This window comes from uncultured Limosilactobacillus sp. (genome assembly GCF_934202235.1).
In the GTDB taxonomy this organism is placed as follows: domain Bacteria; phylum Bacillota; class Bacilli; order Lactobacillales; family Lactobacillaceae; genus Limosilactobacillus.
In genome coordinates this window covers 1-22,346 of record NZ_CAKPXS010000016.1, presented here as the reverse complement: position 1 = coordinate 22,346, position 22,346 = coordinate 1, and the positions used below count along the sequence as shown (strand labels likewise).

At 49.7% G+C, this 22,346-nt stretch carries 24 protein-coding genes; 18 read left to right on the top strand and 6 right to left on the bottom strand.

The genetic code is table 11. The annotated features are described in order from the left end of the window. Window positions 1-16: 16 nt before the first annotated feature. The 3 genes from Q0E49_RS03850 to Q0E49_RS03840 are packed head-to-tail and all read right to left on the bottom strand — an operon-like array spanning window position 17 to window position 2,361. Complete coding sequence (locus Q0E49_RS03850; RefSeq protein ID WP_295746639.1) at window positions 17-1,306, bottom strand: gluconate:proton symporter; 1,290 nt, start codon at window positions 1,304-1,306, stop codon at window positions 17-19. Window positions 1,307-1,340: 34 nt separating this feature from the next. Then, window positions 1,341-2,090: a sugar phosphate isomerase/epimerase gene (locus Q0E49_RS03845; RefSeq protein ID WP_295746638.1), complete on the bottom strand. Its 750-nt coding sequence runs from the start codon at window positions 2,088-2,090 to the stop codon at window positions 1,341-1,343. 13 nt (window positions 2,091-2,103) lie between these two features. Then, window positions 2,104-2,361, bottom strand: coding sequence for a hypothetical protein (locus Q0E49_RS03840; RefSeq protein WP_295746637.1), 258 nt, complete (start codon window positions 2,359-2,361; stop codon window positions 2,104-2,106). A 242-nt stretch (window positions 2,362-2,603) separates the two neighbouring features. Here Q0E49_RS03840 and Q0E49_RS03835 point away from each other — a divergent pair, with 242 nt between their 5' ends. Beyond that, window positions 2,604-3,614 (top strand): LacI family DNA-binding transcriptional regulator, encoded by a 1,011-nt coding sequence (locus tag Q0E49_RS03835; RefSeq protein WP_295746636.1) that lies wholly within the window; start codon window positions 2,604-2,606, stop codon window positions 3,612-3,614. A gap of 61 nt (window positions 3,615-3,675) precedes the next feature. Here Q0E49_RS03835 and Q0E49_RS03830 read toward each other — a convergent pair whose 3' ends face one another. The 3 genes from Q0E49_RS03830 to Q0E49_RS03820 form a co-directional block, all read right to left on the bottom strand. Continuing rightward, window positions 3,676-4,311, bottom strand: coding sequence for a pyridoxamine 5'-phosphate oxidase family protein (locus Q0E49_RS03830; RefSeq protein ID WP_295746635.1), 636 nt, complete (start codon window positions 4,309-4,311; stop codon window positions 3,676-3,678). Window positions 4,312-4,492: 181 nt separating this feature from the next. Then, window positions 4,493-5,194 (bottom strand): Bax inhibitor-1/YccA family protein, encoded by a 702-nt coding sequence (locus tag Q0E49_RS03825; protein WP_295746634.1) that lies wholly within the window; start codon window positions 5,192-5,194, stop codon window positions 4,493-4,495. A 146-nt stretch (window positions 5,195-5,340) separates the two neighbouring features. Then, the gene (locus Q0E49_RS03820) at window positions 5,341-6,741 is read right to left on the bottom strand and encodes a DUF2252 domain-containing protein (RefSeq protein ID WP_295746633.1); all 1,401 of its coding nucleotides are present in this window, start codon (window positions 6,739-6,741) and stop codon (window positions 5,341-5,343) included. Window positions 6,742-6,995: 254 nt separating this feature from the next. On the opposite strand from Q0E49_RS03820, the gene pdhA reads away from it, so the two are divergent. The 17 genes from pdhA to rplA all read left to right on the top strand — a co-directional run bounded on the left by pdhA (window position 6,996) and on the right by rplA (window position 22,237). After that, entirely contained in the window at window positions 6,996-8,087 is a 1,092-nt protein-coding gene (pdhA, locus tag Q0E49_RS03815) for a pyruvate dehydrogenase (acetyl-transferring) E1 component subunit alpha (protein ID WP_295746632.1), read from the top strand. Between the two features lies 1 nt (window position 8,088). Next, a complete protein-coding gene (locus Q0E49_RS03810; protein ID WP_295746631.1) occupies window positions 8,089-9,066 on the top strand; it encodes an alpha-ketoacid dehydrogenase subunit beta in 978 nt (325 codons plus the stop codon). 15 nt (window positions 9,067-9,081) lie between these two features. Beyond that, the gene (locus Q0E49_RS03805) at window positions 9,082-10,368 is read left to right on the top strand and encodes a dihydrolipoamide acetyltransferase family protein (RefSeq protein ID WP_295746630.1); all 1,287 of its coding nucleotides are present in this window, start codon (window positions 9,082-9,084) and stop codon (window positions 10,366-10,368) included. 16 nt (window positions 10,369-10,384) lie between these two features. Continuing rightward, window positions 10,385-11,791 carry a dihydrolipoyl dehydrogenase gene (gene lpdA, locus Q0E49_RS03800; protein ID WP_295746629.1) on the top strand — a complete coding sequence of 469 codons (1,407 nt, stop codon included), beginning with the start codon at window positions 10,385-10,387 and terminating at the stop codon, window positions 11,789-11,791. 25 nt (window positions 11,792-11,816) lie between these two features. After that, the gene (locus tag Q0E49_RS03795) at window positions 11,817-12,836 is read left to right on the top strand and encodes a lipoate--protein ligase (protein ID WP_295746628.1); all 1,020 of its coding nucleotides are present in this window, start codon (window positions 11,817-11,819) and stop codon (window positions 12,834-12,836) included. A 50-nt stretch (window positions 12,837-12,886) separates the two neighbouring features. After that, a complete protein-coding gene (locus tag Q0E49_RS03790; protein WP_295746627.1) occupies window positions 12,887-14,059 on the top strand; it encodes a hypothetical protein in 1,173 nt (390 codons plus the stop codon). Next, entirely contained in the window at window positions 14,037-15,389 is a 1,353-nt protein-coding gene (locus Q0E49_RS03785) for a flavocytochrome c (protein ID WP_295746626.1), read from the top strand. Before Q0E49_RS03790 ends, Q0E49_RS03785 begins: the two co-directional genes overlap by 23 nt. A gap of 68 nt (window positions 15,390-15,457) precedes the next feature. Next, window positions 15,458-16,873 (top strand): cysteine--tRNA ligase, encoded by a 1,416-nt coding sequence (cysS, locus tag Q0E49_RS03780; RefSeq protein WP_295746625.1) that lies wholly within the window; start codon window positions 15,458-15,460, stop codon window positions 16,871-16,873. 1 nt (window position 16,874) lies between these two features. After that, entirely contained in the window at window positions 16,875-17,291 is a 417-nt protein-coding gene (locus tag Q0E49_RS03775) for a Mini-ribonuclease 3 (RefSeq protein WP_295746624.1), read from the top strand. After that, on the top strand, window positions 17,281-18,042 hold the full coding sequence (rlmB, locus tag Q0E49_RS03770; protein WP_295746648.1) for a 23S rRNA (guanosine(2251)-2'-O)-methyltransferase RlmB: 762 nt from the start codon (window positions 17,281-17,283) through the stop codon (window positions 18,040-18,042). Before Q0E49_RS03775 ends, rlmB begins: the two co-directional genes overlap by 11 nt. A 280-nt stretch (window positions 18,043-18,322) precedes the next feature. Then, window positions 18,323-18,904, top strand: coding sequence for a sigma-70 family RNA polymerase sigma factor (locus tag Q0E49_RS03765; RefSeq protein ID WP_295746623.1), 582 nt, complete (start codon window positions 18,323-18,325; stop codon window positions 18,902-18,904). A gap of 63 nt (window positions 18,905-18,967) precedes the next feature. Next, entirely contained in the window at window positions 18,968-19,117 is a 150-nt protein-coding gene (gene rpmG / locus Q0E49_RS03760; RefSeq protein WP_102281770.1) for a 50S ribosomal protein L33, read from the top strand. 5 nt (window positions 19,118-19,122) lie between these two features. Then, the gene (gene secE, locus Q0E49_RS03755) at window positions 19,123-19,293 is read left to right on the top strand and encodes a preprotein translocase subunit SecE (RefSeq protein ID WP_295746622.1); all 171 of its coding nucleotides are present in this window, start codon (window positions 19,123-19,125) and stop codon (window positions 19,291-19,293) included. A 97-nt stretch (window positions 19,294-19,390) separates the two neighbouring features. Continuing rightward, on the top strand, window positions 19,391-19,939 hold the full coding sequence (nusG, locus tag Q0E49_RS03750; RefSeq protein ID WP_295746621.1) for a transcription termination/antitermination protein NusG: 549 nt from the start codon (window positions 19,391-19,393) through the stop codon (window positions 19,937-19,939). A gap of 115 nt (window positions 19,940-20,054) precedes the next feature. Next, on the top strand, window positions 20,055-20,849 hold the full coding sequence (locus Q0E49_RS03745) for a hypothetical protein (RefSeq protein WP_295746620.1): 795 nt from the start codon (window positions 20,055-20,057) through the stop codon (window positions 20,847-20,849). 176 nt (window positions 20,850-21,025) lie between these two features. Then, the gene (gene rplK / locus Q0E49_RS03740) at window positions 21,026-21,451 is read left to right on the top strand and encodes a 50S ribosomal protein L11 (RefSeq protein ID WP_102280902.1); all 426 of its coding nucleotides are present in this window, start codon (window positions 21,026-21,028) and stop codon (window positions 21,449-21,451) included. A 93-nt stretch (window positions 21,452-21,544) separates the two neighbouring features. Further along, window positions 21,545-22,237 (top strand): 50S ribosomal protein L1, encoded by a 693-nt coding sequence (gene rplA, locus Q0E49_RS03735; protein ID WP_295746619.1) that lies wholly within the window; start codon window positions 21,545-21,547, stop codon window positions 22,235-22,237. Window positions 22,238-22,346: the final 109 nt, after the last annotated feature.

Sequence of the window (22,346 nt, the reverse complement as noted above, 5' to 3'; positions counted from 1 at the left end):
ATATAATCCTACCTTTCTAACCAAAGAAGTGGTAAACAAGCAATTCGTTGATAATACATACGATCCACATTACCGGAACACCAAGTTTTAAGAAGTCCTTGGATTCAACCTTCATGTAGTCCAGTCCCCAGACGTTCCATGATTGGGTAATGTCAGTGGAAATAGCGAACAGCGTGGCGGTGTACATCAGTGGCAGCATGAAGACGTCACTGAAGAGACCAGTCCCTGCCAGCACGGCGGCAGTAGCGGCACCAGCACCCCAAACCTGCAGTGGTCCACGGAAGAGGGCTAGCGGTGAGAGGATCCCGAATGCCAGGCACAGTACCAGGGTGCTGTGAGGCAGGATCGCGGAAATGATTGGCCGGAACTTGGCAGCGTCAATTGAAGCGGCACCGCTGAAGAAGGTCAAGGCCATCAAGAACATTACCAAACCGGCAATATCACTAATCGCCTGGGAAATGGTATCGTTCATGAACTTAACCATGTGCTTGTAGTTCTTAAACTGACCAGTCAGCAGCATTGCGACGATGACACCGAAGACCAATGCTGGAACGGCATCCCACTTGAAGAGCATGTTCATTGCAACCGGAATAACCGGGACAATGTAGGTAATTGGTGACACCTTCTTGATGTCATCGGCATTATCGTTAGCACCAATAATGGCCAGGTTCTTCTCGGCATTTGCCGGGTTGATCTTCTTGCGGTGGAAGAAGAGGAAAATTAAAACGATGACCATTTGAACAACCATGGCGCAGACACCAAACTGCAGGTACTTCCCACCGTAAATTGACTTGGGGAAGAAGGCCTTCATCTGGTTGTACAAGACCACGTTGATGTACATTGGTGCACCAATGGAGAGGGCAAACAATGACAGGGCGAGGTCCCGCGGCATCCCGATGGAAAGCAGGATTGGCAACAGGATAACACCGATGGCAATCACTGAACCGACACCATAGGCACTAACGAAGATCAGGCAGGTAACAAGAGCAACCAGCACAGCGGCCAGTAGCGGCTTTTTCTTACCGACCTTGTTAGTAGCGGCAGAAATACCTGGTGCGATCCCACTGTCAACCAGCACCCGGCCAAACCAGGAACCGAAAGCGATATAGATAATCGTCGGCCCGTACTTCAGCGCTGGTTCAGCGAAAACCTTTTGAATGGCGACGTTGAAAGGTACTAGGCCGATTACTGACCAGAGAATCGCCATGATGAAGAAACCGATCATCAGGTTACCGCCCTTAATGATGTAGAAAATAAAGGCAATGAAAGTAATTAATAGAAGTATTGCAATAATTGTTGACGACAATTTAACTCACCTTACTTTGACTAATTAAAATGGTTTAATTCTGTGCGTCATTGAACAGCTTAATTTGTGAAGCAATTAAGTTGTCATTATCCATTGGAAATTCAAGGGCAAATTGAACATCCTTTGGCAGGTAGCTAACAATGATTTGCCAGTTAAACATTCCTTTGCTCAAATCAGCGGTAGTGGTCATGTTGCCTTCAGCATCCAGCATGGAGTTCTTTAGGTGAATGTAATCACAGAACGGTGCCAGCTTCTTGGCTGCTTCAACGGCGTCAAAACCAGTGAATGCCCAGTTACCAAGGTCGTAGACGTAACCGATGCTGTTCAAGCCAGCCTTGCGGGCAGCTTCCAGGAAGGTGCAGATAGCATCAGGCGTACCGGAAACTGGCGTTTGGTCGTTTTCAACGTTCATCTTGATTTCTGCTAACGGGAACTTGGCAAAGTCAGATGCCAGGTTGCCACGGTAATTATCAAAGTGACCGGTATTGAACTTGATCTTGCTAATTCCCATCCGCTTACCTTCTGCGAAGTACTGGCCCAGCTTCGGGTTAATTGAGCCGTCATCTTCAAAGACGACGTCAGGAACACTGTAGTTGACGATTAGGTGGTCAGCGGTAGCAGCTTGAGCCACGCCATCCAGTTCAGTATCAAAGTCCTTGAAGTATTCCCGACGAACTTCGATCCCGTCAGCACCGAGTTTCTTTACCCGGTCAACCAGGTCAACTTGGCTCGTGCCGTTTTGAACGTCTTTTTCAAAAATCCAGGTATTTAGAATTAAAGTCATAATTTATCTCCCCTTAATACTTGTTAAGTTCCTTGACGCGTTCTAATAATTCTTCGAAGGTCATGTCTTCAAACTTCTTGGCCTTGTCATTACCAAAGTTCTTCCGCTCAATCGAATTGAAGTCCTCAACGAGGTAGTACGCTGTTAGGTAGCCTGTTAAGAACTTCTTTGCTTCGTGGACCAGCTGATCGTTCTCGGTTCCCTTTGCCACTGCCGTTTGGGCAAAGCGCAGGGCGAACTTCTGCGGGTCGATCAATGTCCGATCATTCATTAAATCCCCTCCAATGTTTGTTATCGCTTACAGGAGCAAGTGTAACCCGTTAACCAAAATAATGCAAGCGGTTAAAAAGTAGTATAATGGTGATAATTACAACAATAACGGCAAGTTAACCGTTAAACTACGAAATTATACTGGTTAACCTGTTACCTAACTAGCTGAGAGAAAATGGTGATTTTTCGTGCGCCAACCCGAAAAGTTAGGTAAAATTGTCAAGCAAACTGGAGTGTGTTAACGTGCAAACGACGAAGAAGAAAAAACGGCCGACCATTCGGGATGTGGCCGCATTAGCCGGGGTTTCGGTGGCCACGGTTTCCCGCTACCTTAACGGTAAAACTAATAAAATGACGAATGCGACCGCTGCGAAAATCAAAGAGGCGATTGCTAAATTACAATATATTCCTAACCCGGCGGCCCGTGAAATGTCGCATAACAAGAGTATGATTGTGGTGATTGTGGTGGCTAACGTGGCCGACTACTTCTCCACGGAAATCTTTAAAGGCGCTTCTCGCAAGCTAGAAGCCGCGGGATATGTGCCGGTGTTACTTGATTCGGGGGCGGACCAGTCCCATGAAAAGCGGATTTTAAACTCTGTTAATATCCATGGCTTCGATGGGCTCCTTTTCCAGCCGTTGACCAGTGACACTGCCCTGATTCAAAGCGAATTAACCCGCCACTTTCCGGTGGTCATCCTGGACCGGGAACTGAAACGATCACCGTGGCCCCAAGTGGTGACTGATAATTACCAAGCCGCTCGCAATGCCACCCGGCATTTTATTAAGGAAGGATTTCAGCACGTGGTGGTCCTGTCATCGACGATTAAGCAGGCATCAACCCGTCAGGAACGTTACCAGGGGATTGCTGATAGTGCCGACGACGTCAGTGTGATCGAAATTGACGAGAATCATTTTGACCGTGATCAGGTTTACCAGCAGTTGGCCAGCTTGTTGGACCAGCAGCAGAAGACCATGCTTTTTAGTCTGAAGGAACGCTGGTTGCTGGAATTTTTGCCACGACTAATGCAAGACGGCTTGATTAGCCAGTCAAACACCCGGGTGACGGGTTTTGCTGATACCAGTTTAATCAAGTCCATTTGCCCCTACGCCCAGGTGATTTCGCAAAATCCTGCTTATATGGGGGAGCGGGCAGCAGCGGTGCTCCTGAAGATGCTGAAGGGTGATAGTCAGGAAATTGATGACATTGTGATTAAGGCTAGGTTTGCTGGCGATGAGTCGGCAGAGAATTAAAGACAGAAAACCACCAGTAGCTGCCTTTTCAGACAGTTGCTGGTGGTTTTGACTAGTTTGATTAATTGTCAGTTGAGGATGCGCCGGTCGAAGCGTCACTTTGCTCGTCATTATTTTCTGGCTGGTCAGTGAAGTCGTCATAAAGCAGACCGCCATTTTCATCGTAGTGTTTACCACGATGAAGCGGTTGATCGAGGTGGAGTGCCTGTTGCTGTGACTTCGTGGGATTCCCAACGCGTCCGGTAATGTTGCTGACCTTGATCTGCCAAACGTGGATCTCCTTGATTTCTTCCGGAAGAATTGCGACCGGGCTCTTGGCCATGTAATGGTGGATGATGGCTTTGAGGGCATTGGCCTTTGCTTGGGGATTATTGATTCGTTCGGGAAGACCGTTACCAATAACACTCATGAAAGAAGGGTCGAACTCTTCTGGTGACGGTGGAGTATAGACCAGATTTTCGTGGCCGTGGTCGACTTCAAAGCCAATGGGTTGACCAGCATCGAGAGCGGCGGCCTTTTCACCATCACCAGTGCCGTGAACATAGATGATGAAATTACCATCATTTTGCTGGATAAAACCGTAGTGGACAGGGACAACGTAGGCTCCATGATTGTTGGTTAAACCAAGGTGCAAAATGTTACATTGGTTGAGGATCCAGCTGATTTTGGCCGGATCATGAATAATATCTTGACGCATGTGGTTTTCCTCCTTAGTTAATTACAGCTAGTATAACGCGGTAAAAGCATTGATTGAAAACGATTTCTTAAATTTGCTCAGTTGGCGATGTGGATAGTTGTTCATAATCGTCTAGCTGAAAATAGCTCCTGGCAATAGCATCAAGCCATTACCGGGGGCTGGTTAGTTATGGGGAGAATGATTAGCGACTATCGCCGAAGCTAAAGATGGTTAAAAAGTTAGCGAAGAGGTTAACAAAGTCCAAGTAGAGCTGCAGGGCGCCGACGATGGCCAGACCGGGTGTTTGCTGGCTACTACCATAACGAAAGAAAATGTTTTTCATCTGACGAGCATCCCAGGCGGTTAAAGCGGTGAAGATCCCGACGGCGATAAAAGACAGCAGGTAATCAATGGTCGGGTTGCGGAAAAACCAGTTGATGATCATTGCAATAATTAACCCAATAAGGGCTGCACTGGCATAGGCGCCCAACCGCGTGAAATTATGGTTGGAGAAAGTACCAATTAACGCCATTGTGAAAAAAACACCAGCAGCCGAAACAAAAGCGGTGGCAATATTAGCGTCAGTATAGGCCTCAGCAATGAACGAGAAGGTGATTCCGTAAACAATGGCAGTGATGGCTAAGAGGACCAGACTTAAAAAGGGGTTGCGGGTCGCATCAAAGCTGATAATAAAGGTGAGGGCAACTGGCAATAAAATGATGAGCCAGATGCCCCACCGACTATTCGAAATAAATGCAGTGAACTGATCAGCGTAAACGTTCATGACCAGTGAAGCCGTGACCGCTGAGATGAAGACCGCTAAGCACATTAACCCATAGGTCTTCGCTAGAAAACGGTTGAGGCCATTACCACGAGTATAATTATCTGATGAAAAGTCGTCCATTTTCAGTCGCTCCCTTCTGTAAGTTTAGGTTACACCCTTATGATAGCTTGATAACTAAGAAAAGTAAAACCGCTTTTACGAGAAAAAAGTTATCGACTTAAAAACACCACTTCGCGAGGAAATGGTGTTGAAAATGAACTTAATAATTAGTGTAAGTGGTGATGGTTGTCGAGCGCGGCTAAGAATGCGGCATAGTCCTTGTTAACTTGCTGAGCATAGTGGGTGGCCCAATCAGCCAGGGCGACGTCAACCTTCTTTTGCCCCTTTAAGTAACCGCGGATCATCGGGGCAGTGGGGCTTTGAAAATGCGCTTTGGCAAGCAGAAAACTACAGATCTCAGAGTAGAGGACAAAGCCTTCCCAGTCCAGCTTACCGACGTCAATCGATTCTTTCATATCCCGGAACTGGCGAACGTAGTAGGAACGGTGACCAAAGCTAGTGCTTCCCAGAAAAGGATCAGACGATGATTGCAACACTTTCTGGGCGGTGACAATCCGGTTGCCGGCATTGATGGAGCGGCGGATGACATCATCGACGGTTAGCTGCAGGAGGTTATAACGCAGTGGTAGCGATTCTTTCATCTGCAAGACAAGGTGGGTGCCGTCGTTGCCACAAAGCAGGACGAGGTAGCAGCGGGTACCAAAACTGCCGACGCCCACGCTATAGCGGATAATATCGATAATCGTGTAATTGGCCAGCAGGACCTTGACATCGGCTGACAAGTGGTTGCGGTACTCGTAAAAGCCATTGACAATTTCAGTGTAAGTTTTTTCGTCCACGTGTTTGGCGCGGGGGGCATTCTCAATAAAATGGCGTCGGCCATCAGCGCCCTTAATGGTTTTCTTCTCGACAATGGTTTGCGAATTCGACTTGGAACTCTTGACCCTAATTTTTTGGAGAATGCGGGCGAGGTGTGAAGATTCGGTGAGGCTATCTGCTTCGTGGAGTTGGACCATCATATCGTTGATTTCATAACTGGAATAAAACCGACTGGTTAACGACTGGTGGTAGGAGTACTTGATGGCTTTGCGGTAAACTTTCACCACCCGTCGGCAGAGGTCGTGCAAATCATCATCCGGATAACCATTTTGACTCCCCGCGAGCAGGATGCTCACTAAGAGACGCTTGAGGTCTGATTCCCAGTTGCCGATGCGTGCTTCGTCAAAGTCATTGAGGTCGAACAATAATTGCCGCTCCGGTGAGGCGTAAAAACCGTAGTTATTCAGGTGCGCATCACCACAAATAATGGTCGGAATCATACTTTGGTTTTGCGCCTTTAGGTCGTCTTCCATCAGGTCAGCGGTACCGCGATAAAAGGCAAAGGGACTGGCGGACATTCGCTGGTGACGCAGTGGTAACAGTTCGGGAATCATGTTGGCTTCCGTCATTTTAATCAGTTCGACCGGATCACGGTCAACTGGCACATAGTCGCCGAGCAGAAGTGGGCTGATGAGGTGACGCTGGTGTTCACCCTGCTGTTTCAATTCCTTTTTTGACCGGCGAATAGTGACCTGGCTGAGCTTAAAAATATCGAGATGACGATTCATGAATGCTGTTCCTTTCTGCAAGAAATAATTACTTGTATTTTAGCGCGGTTGTCAACTATCACCATCGTTGATCGTTTGTTCACATGAAAAAATAATTTTGCCTCTTTGTCGGGTGATAATTACCGCCGTTAGTGCTTTTAACTTCGTGCAGATCACCACAATGGTTGAACCACTACAAAAAAACATTACAATGAAAGTTGTAAGCGCTACACTAAATGTTTTTGACCGTCTCTGCCAAAGGGGGATGTTTTTGGATGAAACAAATAGATTTTGAAAAGTTGAAGCGAACGCCCACTGACCAGCCACTCCAAGTGCTGGATGAAAAGGGTCAGGTAGTGGATCGTGAGCTGATGCCCGATTTGAGTGATGATCAACTGGTGGACTTGTTCAAGCAGATGGTTTGGTCACGAGTAATTAACGACCGGACAACTAAGCTGAACCGTCAGGGCCGGCTCGGCTTTTTCGCACCAACTAGTGGGGAAGAAGCTAGTCAGATGGGATCTAACTACGCGATGAAACCAGGTGACTTCCTGTTAGCTGGTTACCGGGACGTTCCCGAACTAGTCAAGCATGGTCTGCCTCTCTGGAAAGCCTTCCTTTGGTCCAAGGGCCATGTTGCTGGTAATATCTACCCTGACGATTTTCAGGCAGTACCACCACAAATCATTATTGGTGCCCAGTACGTGCAAACAGCCGGGGTTGCCCTAGGGATTAAGAAAAATGGGAAAGCCAATCTGGCATACACCTATACTGGTGATGGTGGGACCTCGCAGGGTGACTTTTATGAGGGGATGAACTTTGCCGGAGCTTACCAGGCACCAGCACTCTTCATGGTTCAAAACAACCTCTACGCAATTTCGGTTCCCCGGAGCAAACAGACAGCTGCTAAGACCCTCTCGCAAAAGGCAATGGCGGCTGGGATTCCTAGTCTCCAGGTTGACGGGATGGATGCGCTGGCCGTTTATGAAGCGGCGCGTCAGGCCCGTGAATGGATTGTGGCGGGGAATGGTCCAATCATGATTGAAACACTGACCTACCGTTATGGGCCGCACACCCTCTCCGGGGATGATCCTCACCGTTACCGGACAGCGGAAGAAGAACAACAATGGCACGCTAAGGACCCCCTGGTCAGAATGCGGAAGTTCCTGGAGGACAAGGGCCTCTGGGATGACCAGCAGGAAAAAGACTACATCGCTGAGGTCTCCGCAGAAGTTGATGCGGCAATGAAACAGGTTGAGAGTCAGCCGGAACAAAAAGTATCCGAATTCCTGAAGAATGAATACGTGGAGACGCCACCGGCAATTCAAAAGCAGATTGACGACTATCAGCAGAAGGAGGCAAAGTAAAATGGCCAAAATGACAATGGTAAAGGCGATTACTGCCGCCTTAGATGAAGAACTCAGTCGTGATCCGAAGGTGCTGGTTTTCGGTGAAGACGTCGGTAAAAACGGCGGGGTCTTCAGGGCAACCGATAAGCTGCAAGAAAAACACGGGCAAGACCAGGTCTTTGACACCCCGCTAGCCGAGTCCGGGATTATTGGGCTGGCCAACGGGTTGGCGCTGCAAGGTTACCGGCCGGTTCCGGAATTGCAGTTCTTTGGCTTCGTTTTCGAGGCCTTTGACGAAATTGCTGGTCAACTCGCCCGCGAACGCTTCCGGATGGGTGGTAGCCGGAAGATGCCGGTCACGATTCGTTCGGCCTTCGGTGGCGGTGTCAATACGCCGGAATTACACTCCGACAGTTTTGAAGGCTTAGTTGCCCAGGTGCCCGGATTACGGGTGGTTTGTCCGAGTGGGCCGTATGATGCCAAGGGACTGCTGATTTCATCCATTCGTTCGGATGACCCGGTTGTCTTCTTAGAACACATGAAGGCTTACCGGTCCTTTAAGGAAGAAGTACCGGCTGACGCCTATACCGTTCCGCTAGATAAGGCGGCAATTAAACGGGAAGGCAAGGACGTGACAATCATTACCTATGGCTACATGGTTCGCGAATCACTCCAAGCAGCCGAACAATTAGCTCAGGAAGGGATTGATGCGGAAGTTCTTGACCTGCGGACACTGGCGCCGCTCGATGAGGATACCATCCTGGAATCAGTCCGCAAGACAGGGCGGGTGGTCCTGGTGCAGGAAGCACAGAAACAGGCCGGAGTGTCAGCTAGCGTTGCCGCGCTGATTGCCGAAAAAGGAATCTTGTCGCTGGATGCGCCAGTTGCGCGGGTGGCGGCACCTGATACGCCGTACCCGTTTGCCCAGGCAGAAAAAGCCTGGCTCCCAAATAAGCAGGATATTATCAACCAGGTTAAAGCAACTGTACAGTTTTAAAAACGGGGTGGACTTATGAGCGAAACATATCAGTTTAAATTACCGGATATTGGTGAAGGAATTGCCGAAGGAACCATTGGTGAATGGCACGTCAAGGTTGGCGACCAGGTCAAAAAGGACGGTGACCTGGTTCAGATTGAAAACGACAAGTCAGTTGAAGAAATTCCGTCGCCGGTTGACGGCCAGGTCACCAAGATCCTGGTTCAAGAAGGTGAAACGGCTGAGGTTGGTCAAGTACTGGTTGAACTAGCCGTCGCTGATGGGCAGGGCAACGTTGAGGCAGGCGCTGCTCCTACCCCTCAACCAAAACAAGAAACGGCACCATCAGCTCCGCAGGCGACAAGCAACCAGCCAACACAAGCCACGGCTGCCCCGGCACCGGCTAAGCAAGATCATCAGTTGCCAGTATTGGCGATGCCAGCAGTCCGTAAGTACGCCCGTGACCACAGCGTTGACTTATCGCAAATTACTGGCAGCGGGAACCATGGACAGGTGTTGAAGGCCGACATTGACAAGTTCCTCGCCAAGGACGTGGTTGTTGATACTGCACCTGCAAAGTCGCCAGCAACGACGACGCCAACACCGGCCGCTAGCGATGGCTGGCCAGAACATGACGAAAAGATGTCGCCGGTTCGCAAGGCGACGGCCAAGGCCATGATTAAGTCTGTGGCAGAGATCCCAATGATCAATATTTTTGACCAAGTTGACGTTGACCAACTGTGGGATCACCGCAAGAAGTATAAGGAATTGGCAAAGAAGCACGGTGTTCACTTGACCTTTATGGCTTACCTGGTAAAGGCATTAGCGGCCATTATGAAGGAGTACCCGGTCTTCAATGCCAAAGTTGACATGGCAAATCACGAGATTCACTACCGCGACTACATCAATGTCGGCATTGCGACTGACACCGACCACGGGCTTTACGTCCCGAATATCAAGCATGCTGATACGAAGAGCCTCTTTGAAATTGCCGGTGAAATTATGGACAACACCCAGGTAGCAAAGGATGGCAAGCTGAGTCATGACCAAATGGCTCATACGGGGATGACCATTAGCAACATTGGTTCAATTGGCGGGGGCTTCTTTACGCCGCTGATTAACTGGCCGGAAGTTGCTATTCTGGGGATGGGCCGGATTGCCGACGAACCAGTTGCAAAGGATGGGCGCGTCACGGTTGCCAAGGTGCTCAAGTTATCATTGACGGTTGATCACCGCATTATTGATGGTGGGACTGCCCAACGGGCGATGAACCGCCTCAAGGAATTGCTGGCTGATCCCGAATTGTTGTTAATGGAAGCTTAGTGAGGAGTGATGGTTGATGGTTGTTGGCGATTTTGCAATTGACTTAGACACCGTCGTGATTGGGGCGGGACCTGGTGGTTACGTCGCCGCCATTCACGCTGCTGAACTCGGGCAGAAAGTGACCGTGATTGAACGAGAATTTCTCGGCGGAGTGTGTTTGAACGTTGGCTGTATCCCGTCGAAGGCCCTGATTCAGGTCGGCCATAACTACCAGACAGCACTTAATTCTGCTTCGATGGGGATTGAAGGTAAAGACGTTCGCTTTGACATGGGAAAAGCCCACGAGTTTAAAAACAAAGTGGTTCACCAGATGACCAGTGGGGTGGGATACCTGTTCAAGAAACACCACATTGATGTCATCTGGGGCAACGCCTTTTTAAAGGATGCCCATAGCCTGCGGGTGATTAAAGATGAGAAGGCCCAAACTTATACCTTTAAGCACCTGATCATTGCGACTGGCAGTCACCCGGTTGAAATACCACACTTTCAGTTTGGCGGACGAGTCCTCGACTCCACTGGGGCGCTGGACTTGACGACTGTGCCAAATGAACTAGTGATTATCGGTGGTGGCTACATTGGTTGCGAACTGGCCGGGGCTTACGCCAATTATGGTGCCCACGTTACCATCCTGGAAGGGATGCCAGAAATCATGTCGAACTACGAGGCCGACTTGGTTAAGGTGGTGAAGAAAGACTTCGCTGACCACAACGTTGACATCGTTACTGGTGCAATGGCCAAGAACTCCACTGATGCTGGTGATCATGTCGAAGTTGTTTACACGAAGGATGACCAGGAACACAGGATTAATGCCGATTACGTCGTCGTTGCCGTGGGGCGGAAGCCTAACACGCAGGAGATGGGACTAGAACAGGCAGGGATCGACGTGGATGACCACGGCTTGATTAAGGTTGATGCGCAAGGGCGGACCAACCAGGCGAACATCTTTGCAATTGGTGATATCGTCCCGGGAGCGGCACTGGCCCACAAAGCTTCTTATGAAGGAAAAGTTGCTGCTGAAGCGATTGCCGGGTTGAAATCGGTTGTGGATTATCACGCCATGCCGGCAGTTTGCTATGTGAATACCCCCATCGCGACGACCGGCTTAACTGCTAAACAAGCGTCTGACCAGGGAATGGCGGTTAAAACGGCCCAGTTCCCATTTATGGCCAACGGACGAGCGGTTTCAATGGATCAAGCCACCGGCTTTGTGCGGATGGTTTACCAAGATGACGACAACAAGCAGTTAGTTGGTGCACAAATCGTAGGTCCCGATGCCGCTGACCTGATTAGTGAGCTGACGTTAGCCATTGAGTGCGGTTGCACGGTGGAAGACGTGGCACTGACCATCCACCCGCACCCCAGCTTATCAGAGACCCTGATGGACTGTGCTGACGTCGGCTTAGGAATGCCAACCAACATTTAGTTGTTGAGGATTAAGGGGAGAAAAGATGAAATACCTTGCAATGAAGTCGAACGATATTCGGGTTAACCTGGCAACTGAAGAATACCTGATGAACAGTAATGAAATGCCAGTGCCGTTTATGCTGTTTTACATTGAAAAGCCCTGCATTATTGTTGGGCGTAACCAGAACACGCTGGAAGAAATTAACCAGCAGTACTGTCAAGACCACCACATTACGGTGACGAGGCGGTTATCCGGTGGCGGCGCAATGTACCAGGATCTTGGCAACCTCTGTTTCAGTTTTGTGGTGCCAGCCAGGGACCAACGCTTTGGTGACTTTAAAAAACTTGTTCAGCCAGTAGTAACGGCACTCCACCAAATGGGAGCAACTGGCGCGACGGTCACCGGCCGGAACGACATTGTCATCGATGGGCGAAAGTTTTCTGGCAATGCGATGTATTCACGGCAAGGAAAGACCTTTTCCCATGGTACTTTAATGTACGACGTGAACACTGACGCGGTTGCTGGCGCCCTTCACGTGGCGAAGGACAAGATTTCGTCTAAGGGGATCAAGTCGGTACGCTCCCGGGTCACGAATATCCGTCAGTACCTTGCTCCAGCGTTTCAGCACCTGACGACTGCGCAGTTTCGTGACGAATTAATTAAGCGTATTTGGCAGGTACCCACGTTGACGGCGGCGCAGGTTAATGAGTACTCGCTGACGAGTAAGGACCAAGCGGCAATCCAGCAGTTAGTCGACCAGCGTTATGCTAACTGGGACTGGGTCTACGGCAAGTCACCGGAATTTTCGGTAAAAAAGCGAAAGCACTTTGATGCCGGAACAATTGATGCCCGTTACCAGGTGGAAGATGGTCAAATTGCCGCTGCCCACCTGTATGGCGACTTTTTCGGTACTGGTGACGTTAATGAAGTGGCCCAGGCACTGGTGGGGCTTGATTATGAACCAGCTACTATTAAAAAAGCGCTCCAGCAGTTCGACTTACAACGGTACTTTTTAGGAATCCCCGACGAGCAGGTTATTAGCTTACTCTCTCAGCAACAATAAGAATAAAGATGGGTCGCGTGCAAACGCGGCCCTTTTTGGAGGTAATCAAGATGCCAAACTGGCAGTGGGCAGTCGTCTCGACTTGTGATAACTTTGCGTCCTTGCCATTCAAACTACCCCAGTTAAGCCAACTTGTTAAACTGACGGTAGGCATTAGTGGCTCCTTAATTCGCTTGAGCTTAACTAATCGCTATGGCGACCACAACCTAGTATTTGAGCAGGTAGTGGTCGCTGATAACCCGCAGATGAGCAATGGCCAGGTGGTGACTGCTGCGCAGCGTTCTGCCATTGTGGTCCCGGCGGGGGAAGTTTTAATAACTGACCCGATCGCATTTAAGGTGACTGCTGGTCAGCCGCTATACGTGAGGATGGTGGCTAGCCGACCGCAAAAGTACGCAGACTTTGCCAGCACTTACGACCCCCGAATGGTCAACGGGACTTATAGCCGCATGGCCCGGCTCCTCCCGCCACTACCAACAGGCTGTGGTGCTCGGAAGGGGTGGTTTTGTCTGGAAGGAGTGCAGGTTTTCAGTAGCGACCAGCCACTGACGGTGAATGTGACGGGCGATTCACTTGCGGAAATGGGCTTGGTAGCGAATTCACTGGTCAAGCAGCTGCGAGCAGCGAGCGACCGCCCCGTGGTGCTAATTAATACGGCGATCTCGGGCAGCCGCCTACTAAATGATGCACCGGATGACGAACCCCTCTTTGCCACTTTTGGGCAGAGCCTCTTGCACCGGTTGGCCCGGCCACGGTGGACGGCAGAAATCACCGTGGCCCTAGTTGGTAGCAATGATTTGGTGCTCCCCTTGTGGAGTCAAGCGGCGTTCTTGCCAACGGTTCAGCAGCTGGTGAACGGTGTTGATCGGTTAACCAAGCTGGCTGACCAACATGGTAGTCACTTGCTGATGACTACTATCCCGCCCTTTGACCTCCACTTGCCGGCCAAACAAGCTGCTGTTAGCCAGCACCTCGCTGAGGTGCGCTTTTGTATTAACCAGCAGCTGGTTAAGCGGCCCTTTGTGGTTAATGTTGAACCGCTAGTGGCTACCGGTGGTCGGTTGACGCCGCAAGCTGATTTTGGTGACCAACTTCATTATTCACCAGCAGGGGCAAATTTGGTCGCAACCGCACTTTTCCACTGGATTGATGATAAAATGTCGATATCACATAACCGTGGAACGTTAAAAGGAGCGGACAATGAAGAAGGAAGAACATTATGATGTACTGGTAATTGGCGCTGGTGGTGCAGGGATGACAGCGGCTCTGCAGGCCAGTGAACTGGGGGCCGGTGTCCTGGTGATCGAAAAAGAACCCAAGGTCGGCGGCAACACTAACCGTGCTTCATCGGGCATGAATGCCGCGGAGTCGGATGTTCAGTTGCAGCACGGGATCGTGGACACTATGACCTCCTTTTATCAGGAAACTTTTCAGGGTGGTGGTCGCTTAAACGACCCGGCAATGCTGCGCTTCTTCGTTGAACATGCGCCATTGGCGGTTGACTGGCTAGCTAAACGCCAACTACCACTGACAGATTTGACCATTACCGGGGGAATGAGTCGCCCACGAACTCACCGTCCCCAGTCAACAGCGCCGATTGGCAACTACCTTGTCCGCGGGTTAGCAAGTCAGTTAAAAAAGCGGAAAGTGCCGTTGCTCACAGCAACCCGCGTCACCAACCTCCTCACCGCCAATGGGCAGGTGGTTGGTGTGCAGGTCAAACGGGATGGACAAGAGCAATTGATTAAGGCCAAGGCAGTCATCCTCGCGACTGGCGGGTTTGGCGCTAACCCCCAATTAATTAGCCGGTTACGACCTGACTTAAGCGGTTTGAAAACTACCAACCAAGCGGGAGCAACTGGTGATGGTTTGCGGCTAGCAGAACGGGTTGGCGCAGCAGTGCGGGATTTGTCCTTTATCCAGGTTCACCCGACTGTCCAGCAGGACCAGGCCCATACTTACCTGATTGGTGAGGCCGTCCGTGGCGAGGGGGCCATCTTGGTCAACCGACAGGGACGGCGGTTTGTTAACGAACTGGCGACGAGACGCGTCGTGAGTGAAGCCATCTTTGCTTTGTCAGCCAAGAGTGCCTGGTTAATCTTTGACCAAGCCGTCCGTCAACGGGTCAAGGCGGTTGACTTTTATTGTTCAGTTGGCCTGGTCAAACAGGCGGATAATCTTCAACAGTTAGGACAACAAATTGGTAGCGATGCAAAGCAGTTAACCAAGACGGTCCAGGACTGGAATAAAATGGTCGGTGAACAACGGCCTGATGAGTGGCAGCGGGCCACGGGCCGTCACCAAATGGTAAAGGCACCATTTTATGCGATCCATGTGGCTCCTGCAATTCACTACACCATGGGTGGTTTGCATACCGACCCGCAAACGCGGGTGCTGGATGCTAATGGTCAGGCGATTGGTGGCCTGTACGCTGCTGGTGAGGTCGTTGGCGGCCTTCATGGCAATAACCGCCTGGGTGGCAATTCCATAGCCGAAACGGTGGTATTTGGCCGGCAAGCAGGAATTCAAGCGGTGGCTGACCAGCGTCACTAACCCGTTACCTATTTGAAGAACTGGTTGTGTTAAAATGAGCTTATTAGCAAAGAAAAGGAGTACCGCAAATGCTGAAGATTTATAACACGCTGACCCGTCAAAAAGAAGAGTTCAAACCCTTAGTGCCTGGTCAGGTCAGCATGTACGTTTGTGGTCCGACGGTCTACAACTACATTCACATTGGCAACGGCCGCAGTGCAGTTGCTTTTGACACGGTTCGCCGCTACCTGGAATTTAAGGGTTACCGGGTCAAATACGTGTCCAACTTCACTGACGTGGACGATAAGATGATCCGGGAAGCTAATGCTGAAGGGATTACCGTCCCGGAACTGGCTAAGCGGTTTATCGCGGCCTTTATGGAAGATACGAAGGCCCTTAATATCGAACCCGCTACCATGCACCCGCGGGCAACAGATAACATCACCGAGATCATTGCCTTCGTGAAGACGCTGGTAGCAAAAGGATATGCCTACGAGGCCGACGGGGATGTTTACTACCGTGCGCGGCGTTTTGCCCATTATGGTGAGCTGTCAGGCCAGTCGTTGGATGACTTGGAAGCGGGAGCAAGCGACCACGTGACGGCCGATGAAATGGCGAAAAAGGAAGATCCACTGGACTTTGCCTTATGGAAGGCGGCTAAACCGGGTGAAATTAGTTGGGCTTCACCATGGGGCCAGGGCCGACCGGGATGGCATATTGAGTGTTCCGTTATGAGCACTAAGTATCTGGGAAAGACAATTGACATCCATGGTGGGGGACAGGATCTTGAATTCCCGCACCACGAAAACGAAATTGCCCAGAGTGAAGCCGCAACGGGGCAGCAATTTGTACGCTACTGGATGCATAATGGTTTTGTGACGATTGGCGAAGATAACGAAAAGATGAGCAAGTCGTTGCATAATTTTGTTACCGTCCACGACATGGTTCAAAAGATTGATCCGCAAGTGCTGCGTTTTAGCATGTCTACTACTCAGTATCGGCGGCCAATCCAGTTCTCAAAGACGGCCCTACAGGATGCCGCTAATAACCTCAGCCATATTAAGACTGCCATCCGCAACTTGGCGTACCGACAAAAGGATGCGGTGGATGGTGCTGATTCCCAGGTAAACCAGCAGATCAAATCCTTTGATAAGCAGTTCATTGCGGCAATGGACGATGATTTTAACGTCCAAAACGGGATTGCGGTGGTTTACGAGCTTGTTAAGTATGCCAACGTCTATGCTGAGCGTAATACCGTTAAAGGGGCGGCGCTGGTTGAGCTGACGACGGAAATTCAGCGACTAATGACGGTGTTCGGGATTGAATTATCCTCAGCTGCAGAAGAGACCATCGACGATGACCAAATCAAGGCACTGATTGAAGAGCGGAACAACGCGCGAGCAGCCAAGGACTTTCAGCGAAGTGATGAAATTCGGGATGAGCTGAAGGCGAAGGGAATCATCCTGGAAGATACACCGCAAGGAACGCGGTTTAGGAAGGAATAAGATGCCAGAAGCAAAGGATTACCAACAAGTTAACGGAATTGCGCTTGCCTACCTCGGCGACGCAGTTTATGAAGTTTATATTCGTCAGCACCTCTTACACGCGGGGATGACTAAGCCAACCAGGCTCCAGCGGCGGGCGACTCACTTCGTCTCAGCAAAGGCCCAGGCAGCGCTTGTCGAACTGATGGAACAAGATGAACTTTTGTCAGCTGAGGAATGGCGCTACTTTAAGCGTGGCCGCAACGCCAATAGTCACACTCACGCCAAACATACTTCCGTGTTAACGTACCGGATTTCGACAGGCTTTGAAGCCCTGTTTGGCTACCTTAAATTGGCAGGGGAGACGGCGCGAATTGATGAGTTAGCACAGTGGTGTATTGACCAAGTGGAAGCGGGGCGGACTGAACATGAAGAATAAGCAGGAAAGGACTGACGACTTCATCATTGGCCGCCACCCAGCGATCGCTGCATTAAAGTCGGCTGACCAGGCTATCAATAAGGTCTTTTTGCAATCTGGCTTGCGGGCTGGCGCGATTGGCGAAATCATCAAGCTGGCCAAGAAGCGCCACTTGGTAGTTACCAACGTGCCCAAAGCTAAACTCGATCGGTTGGTGAACCACGAAAATCACCAGGGAGTGGTGCTTGCAGTGGCCGCTTACCAGTACGCCACTATTGACGACTTGTTTGAGCAGGCAGCGCAGCGTGATGAAACCCCATTTTTCGTTATTTTGGACCAATTAGCCGATCCTCATAACCTGGGGTCAATCTTACGGACGGCGGATGCGGCTGGGGTGCACGGGGTGATTATCCCGAAACGGCGGTCAGTCGGGTTAACTTCGGTTGTTGCCAAAACTGCGGCTGGTGCGCTTGAACATGTCCCGGTGGCCCGGGTCAATAACTTAGTGCAGGCTGCAGAAGAGCTCAAAGAACGGGGCGTTTGGCTGTTCGGTACTGATATGAAGGGGACGGATTACCGGCGGTGGGATGCTAAGGGCGCCTCGGCAGTCGTCATTGGTAATGAAGGCAAGGGCATCTCCCCATTAATGAAGAAGACCTGCGATGAGATGTTAACAATCCCGATGGTTGGCCACGTCCAGAGTTTGAATGCCAGTGTGGCTGCCAGCCTGTTAATTTATCAAGGGTTCAGTAGTCGTCACCCGTTGAATTAAGAAAAATTTTTAACACGGCCTTGTTTCAGCAGGGCCGTGTTTTTGGTGTGCTTTAACTAACCAAACTCCACATCAGCTTAAATTTTAGCTTGTAACTAGACCAATGATCTGTTATTTTAATTAATGTCATGAAGGCGGTCACATTGTTTTAATTACAATGCGGAGAACCTTTAATAGTGTCTTTGATGAAGAGATGTTGTGATGAAACCCTTTCACGGATTTCTTTGGATGACCAGTCAAGCCATGAATAATTTTTACTGGAGAGGATTGGTCTTTTATTATGAATTTGAGATCTTTCATCGAAGAAAATCAGGATGAGTTGACGTTGATCAGCGGTGCTAAGTTTGGCGACCGGCAGTGCATTAAGGAGTTGTTTGCACGTTACGAACCACTGGTGAAAAAACAGTGGCACAACAATAAAATCTGTACGTACGACTACGACGACTGGCGTCAGGAAGCGTGGATTACCATGATGCGGGTGGTTAGTCAGTACCATGCTGACACAATGGTTCGCTTCTGCTGGTTTTACAAGCGCGCGTTGATTAACCGGGCGCGGGACCTTTATCGCAGCCAGTCGGCTAGTAAACGGATACCATCAGAAATCACCAGTAGTATCGGCGAAGCTGAGGAGCAATACTTATATGAACAGGGCACTTATGGTGCTCCGGGGAAAGTGGTAATGGTCCGCGAACGGTTTCACCAGTTACTGACGAGTTGTTCGCCACTGGAAGCTGAAGTCTTCATTTTATGGATTCATGGTTACACGATTAACGAAATCGCGGTGAAAGTAGAATGTCAGCCAAGCCAGGCAACTTCGGCGCTGGCCCGTGCTCGTAAAAAGGCCCGTGACCTTGCTGATTAGTGGGTGGGAGTTGAAAAAGACTGGCCAAACGTGATAAGCTATCTCTCGTGTGGAGGTGGGATGATGAGCAAAAGAAAAGTGGCGCTGGAATGTACCAAGTGCGGCGCACATAACTATGTCACAACCACCAGTTCGAACGAGACGCAGCGGCTGACGTTGCGGAAGTTTTGCAAGCATTGTGGGGAATATACAATCCACCGTGAAGCGAGGTAGGAAACTTGAAGTTTATCAAGAGTGTTTTTCATGAAATGCACCTGGTTGTTTGGCCAACAGCCAAGGAAAACCGGCGAGATACATCGATCGTGATTTCATTAACGATCTTTTTCGTGCTCTTTTTTGCGCTGGTTGACTGGATTATTAAGAGCGGAATGTTGCTCTTTGTTAAGTAGCGGTGGCAGTAACCGCCGTTATCTGCTATAATCATGGCAGGTCGAAACTTCGTGTGATGCGAAGTTTTTTATTTTGGTAATAAACGAGGAGAAAACAGTGGAAACAAATGAAAAGCGTTGGTACGTTTTACACACGTACTCTGGCTACGAAAACCGAGTTAAAAGCAACCTCTTGTCCCGTGTTCAGTCGATGAATATGCAGGACTACATTTTTGACGTTGTCGTTCCTGAAGAAACGGTTCGTTCCGTCAAGGACGGCGAAGCGAAGGAAACCGTTGAAAAGACGTTCCCTGGCTATGTGATGGTACAAATGATTATGACGGACCAGGCTTGGTACATCGCCAGAAATACGCCCGGCGTAACTGGCTTTCTGGGCTCGCACGGTGGTGGGTCGAAGCCAACGCCACTGCTGCCAGAAGAAGTTGATCGGATTATGAAGCGGATGGGTGAAGACGTTCCGCAAACCGATATCGATGTAAATGTTGGTGACGAAGTGAAGATCATTGCCGGGCCATTCGCTGACCTGACGGGGAAGGTCACTGAAGTCGACCACGAAAAGATGAAGCTGCGGGTAGACATCGATATGTTTGGCCGTTCAACCTCTACCGAACTGGGCTTTAACCAGATCGACAGTGTTAATGATTAAATAATGAAGCGGGTTTTGACAACCCGCTTTTCTTGAATAATAAATCTTTTTTAAGGTCATTGCTTTTTCAGTACGAAAAGGGTACGCTGAACGTGACTTTGATGGAGGTGCAGTTATGAAACCAAACATTAGTACTCAGCGTAATATTCTCGACTGGCCGCTCGACCGCGACTTGACGGACGCTGAAATTATTCAGCGCTTAGGGGTATATGTTACTGACGAAAGTGGCAAGGACATTACGGAGAGCCTTTCCGTTAACCGGACCCAGGTTAACTTTCGGCAAAGGGGAACTTACCAGGTTGTCCTCACGGCCGTGGACCAACATGGGAACACGGCCACTAAAAGTATTGAAGCTGATGTTACACCGATGAGGAGTGGCAATCAGGTTAGTGAGGAGCAGACGATGCACAATAATCAAAAGAAGAAAAAAGGCCACAAGGGACTGATTGCGGTCGTTATCATCATTATCCTTTTGCTGGCGATCTTCTTTGGTGTTCGCAGTCACCAACGCAATGTTGCTCAACAGCGGGTTAACGAGTCGCAGTCGAGCCAATTAAAACAAAACTCCAGCAGTATCAAGCACTTAAGCAGTGAGAATGCAAAGCTGGCAAAGCAGCTGGCAGCGCTGACGGGTGCAGTGGCCCAGTATGAAAAGGACCATAACCAACAGGACTTGCGGGACCGTCTCAGTAACTTGGAACAGCAAAACAACGACTTGAAGAACCAGTTGAGTCAGTCTGGTCAAGAAAAAGTTCAGGTGATCACTGATACGGCACGAAACATTGCCCAAAATCCTAGTCAAGCTAAGCAGGATGTTCAGCAGCTAAAGCAAGATTCCCGCTTTGATGGTTTGTGGGGACGGTTAACAAGCCAGGTGAAGGACTGGTTAGACAACCTCTCAAATAACTAGGAATGATTTTCAACCGCCGGTGGGGATCCCCACCGGCTTTTTCGTTTTGAAGGTGGATGATTGCTCTTTAGGCGAAAATGTGATAATCTACTAAGGTATGTGTTTGACATACTGTGGGAGGGGTAAATTTCAAGACCCCATCATGACCACATCACGGACTAAGGAGGTTATGTCTCGTGGCAAAGAAAGTTGCAAACATTGTCAAGTTGCAAATCCCTGCTGGTGCAGCTACTCCTGCACCGCCGGTTGGTCCTGCTTTAGGGCAAGCTGGTATCAACATCATGGGCTTTACGAAGGAATTCAACGCCCGGACTGCTGATCAAAAGGGGATGCTGATCCCGGTTGTTATTACGGTTTATGAGGATCGTTCATTCGACTTCATCACCAAGACTCCGCCGGCATCAGTTCTGTTAAAGAAGGCCGCTGGTGTTCAACACGGTTCCGGTGAACCTAACACGAAGAAGGTTGCTAAGGTAACCAAGGATCAAGTTAAGGAAATTGCCGAAACTAAGATGCAAGATCTAAACGCCGCTGACGTTGAAGCAGCGATGCGCATGATTGAAGGTACTGCTCGTAGCATGGGCTTCGAAGTCGAAGGCTAAGCGACAGCGATACCGGATGGTTGTCCGAAAGAACAACTGTCTCAAGTGGGAGGTAACTCCGTTCGACCACAATTGCAAGGAGGAATACTACAGATGGCTAAAAAACGTGGTAAGAAGTACCAAGACGCACTGAAGAAGGTTGACAGCAGCAAGGCTTACGCTGTCAAGGATGCAGTGCAATTAGTTAAAGACATTGATTTTGCTAACTTTGACTCAACTGTTGAAGTAGCATTTAAGCTGAACCTGGACACTAAGCAGGCTGACCAACAGCTCCGTGGCGCCGTTGTGCTGCCAAACGGTACTGGTAAGGACCAGACTGTGATCGTGTTCGCTAAGGGTGACAAGGCTAAGGCTGCTCAAGAAGCTGGCGCTGACTTTGTCGGTGACGCTGACTTGGCAGAAAAGATTCAAGACGGCTGGCTGGACTTTGACGTGGCAATTGCTACGCCAGACATGATGCCAACTGTTGGTCGTCTTGGCCGTATCCTGGGGCCTAAGGGTCTGATGCCAAACCCGAAGACTGGTACGGTAACGATGGACGTTGCCCAGGCGGTTTCTGACGCCAAGGCTGGTCAAGTTACCTACCGGACTGACCGCGATGGTAACGTTGCAGTTCCGTTTGGGAAGGCTTCATTCGACACTGATAAACTGGTTGAAAACCTGAAGACGTTGGCTGACATCGTCATCAAGGCGCGTCCAGCATCAGTTAAGGGCACTTACATTCAACACGTTTCGATCGCTTCAACGTTCGGCCCAAGTGTTGAAATTAACCTGGACACTTTCTAATGGTGCTCTAAGTACATTAAAGACCGCTTCTTTTGAAGTGCCCTACAATTGTTAGACAAAATTGTCTAATGATTGTGGGGTATTTTTTATGACCAAATATAGCTCAGCA

Coding starts and splice junctions, on each gene's coding strand:
- Q0E49_RS03845 (WP_295746638.1), bottom strand. CDS start 2,090: ATGACTTTAATTCTAAATACCTGGATTTTTGAAAAAGACGTTCAAAAC.
- Q0E49_RS03840 (WP_295746637.1), bottom strand. CDS start 2,361: ATGAATGATCGGACATTGATCGACCCGCAGAAGTTCGCCCTGCGCTTT.
- Q0E49_RS03830 (WP_295746635.1), bottom strand. CDS start 4,311: ATGCGTCAAGATATTATTCATGATCCGGCCAAAATCAGCTGGATCCTC.
- Q0E49_RS03825 (WP_295746634.1), bottom strand. CDS start 5,194: ATGGACGACTTTTCATCAGATAATTATACTCGTGGTAATGGCCTCAAC.
- Q0E49_RS03820 (WP_295746633.1), bottom strand. CDS start 6,741: ATGAATCGTCATCTCGATATTTTTAAGCTCAGCCAGGTCACTATTCGC.
- pdhA (WP_295746632.1), top strand. CDS start 6,996: ATGAAACAAATAGATTTTGAAAAGTTGAAGCGAACGCCCACTGACCAG.
- Q0E49_RS03810 (WP_295746631.1), top strand. CDS start 8,089: ATGGCCAAAATGACAATGGTAAAGGCGATTACTGCCGCCTTAGATGAA.
- Q0E49_RS03805 (WP_295746630.1), top strand. CDS start 9,082: ATGAGCGAAACATATCAGTTTAAATTACCGGATATTGGTGAAGGAATT.
- lpdA (WP_295746629.1), top strand. CDS start 10,385: ATGGTTGTTGGCGATTTTGCAATTGACTTAGACACCGTCGTGATTGGG.
- Q0E49_RS03795 (WP_295746628.1), top strand. CDS start 11,817: ATGAAATACCTTGCAATGAAGTCGAACGATATTCGGGTTAACCTGGCA.
- Q0E49_RS03790 (WP_295746627.1), top strand. CDS start 12,887: ATGCCAAACTGGCAGTGGGCAGTCGTCTCGACTTGTGATAACTTTGCG.
- Q0E49_RS03785 (WP_295746626.1), top strand. CDS start 14,037: ATGAAGAAGGAAGAACATTATGATGTACTGGTAATTGGCGCTGGTGGT.
- cysS (WP_295746625.1), top strand. CDS start 15,458: ATGCTGAAGATTTATAACACGCTGACCCGTCAAAAAGAAGAGTTCAAA.
- Q0E49_RS03775 (WP_295746624.1), top strand. CDS start 16,875: ATGCCAGAAGCAAAGGATTACCAACAAGTTAACGGAATTGCGCTTGCC.
- rlmB (WP_295746648.1), top strand. CDS start 17,281: ATGAAGAATAAGCAGGAAAGGACTGACGACTTCATCATTGGCCGCCAC.
- Q0E49_RS03765 (WP_295746623.1), top strand. CDS start 18,323: ATGAATTTGAGATCTTTCATCGAAGAAAATCAGGATGAGTTGACGTTG.
- rpmG (WP_102281770.1), top strand. CDS start 18,968: ATGAGCAAAAGAAAAGTGGCGCTGGAATGTACCAAGTGCGGCGCACAT.
- Q0E49_RS03745 (WP_295746620.1), top strand. CDS start 20,055: ATGAAACCAAACATTAGTACTCAGCGTAATATTCTCGACTGGCCGCTC.
- rplA (WP_295746619.1), top strand. CDS start 21,545: ATGGCTAAAAAACGTGGTAAGAAGTACCAAGACGCACTGAAGAAGGTT.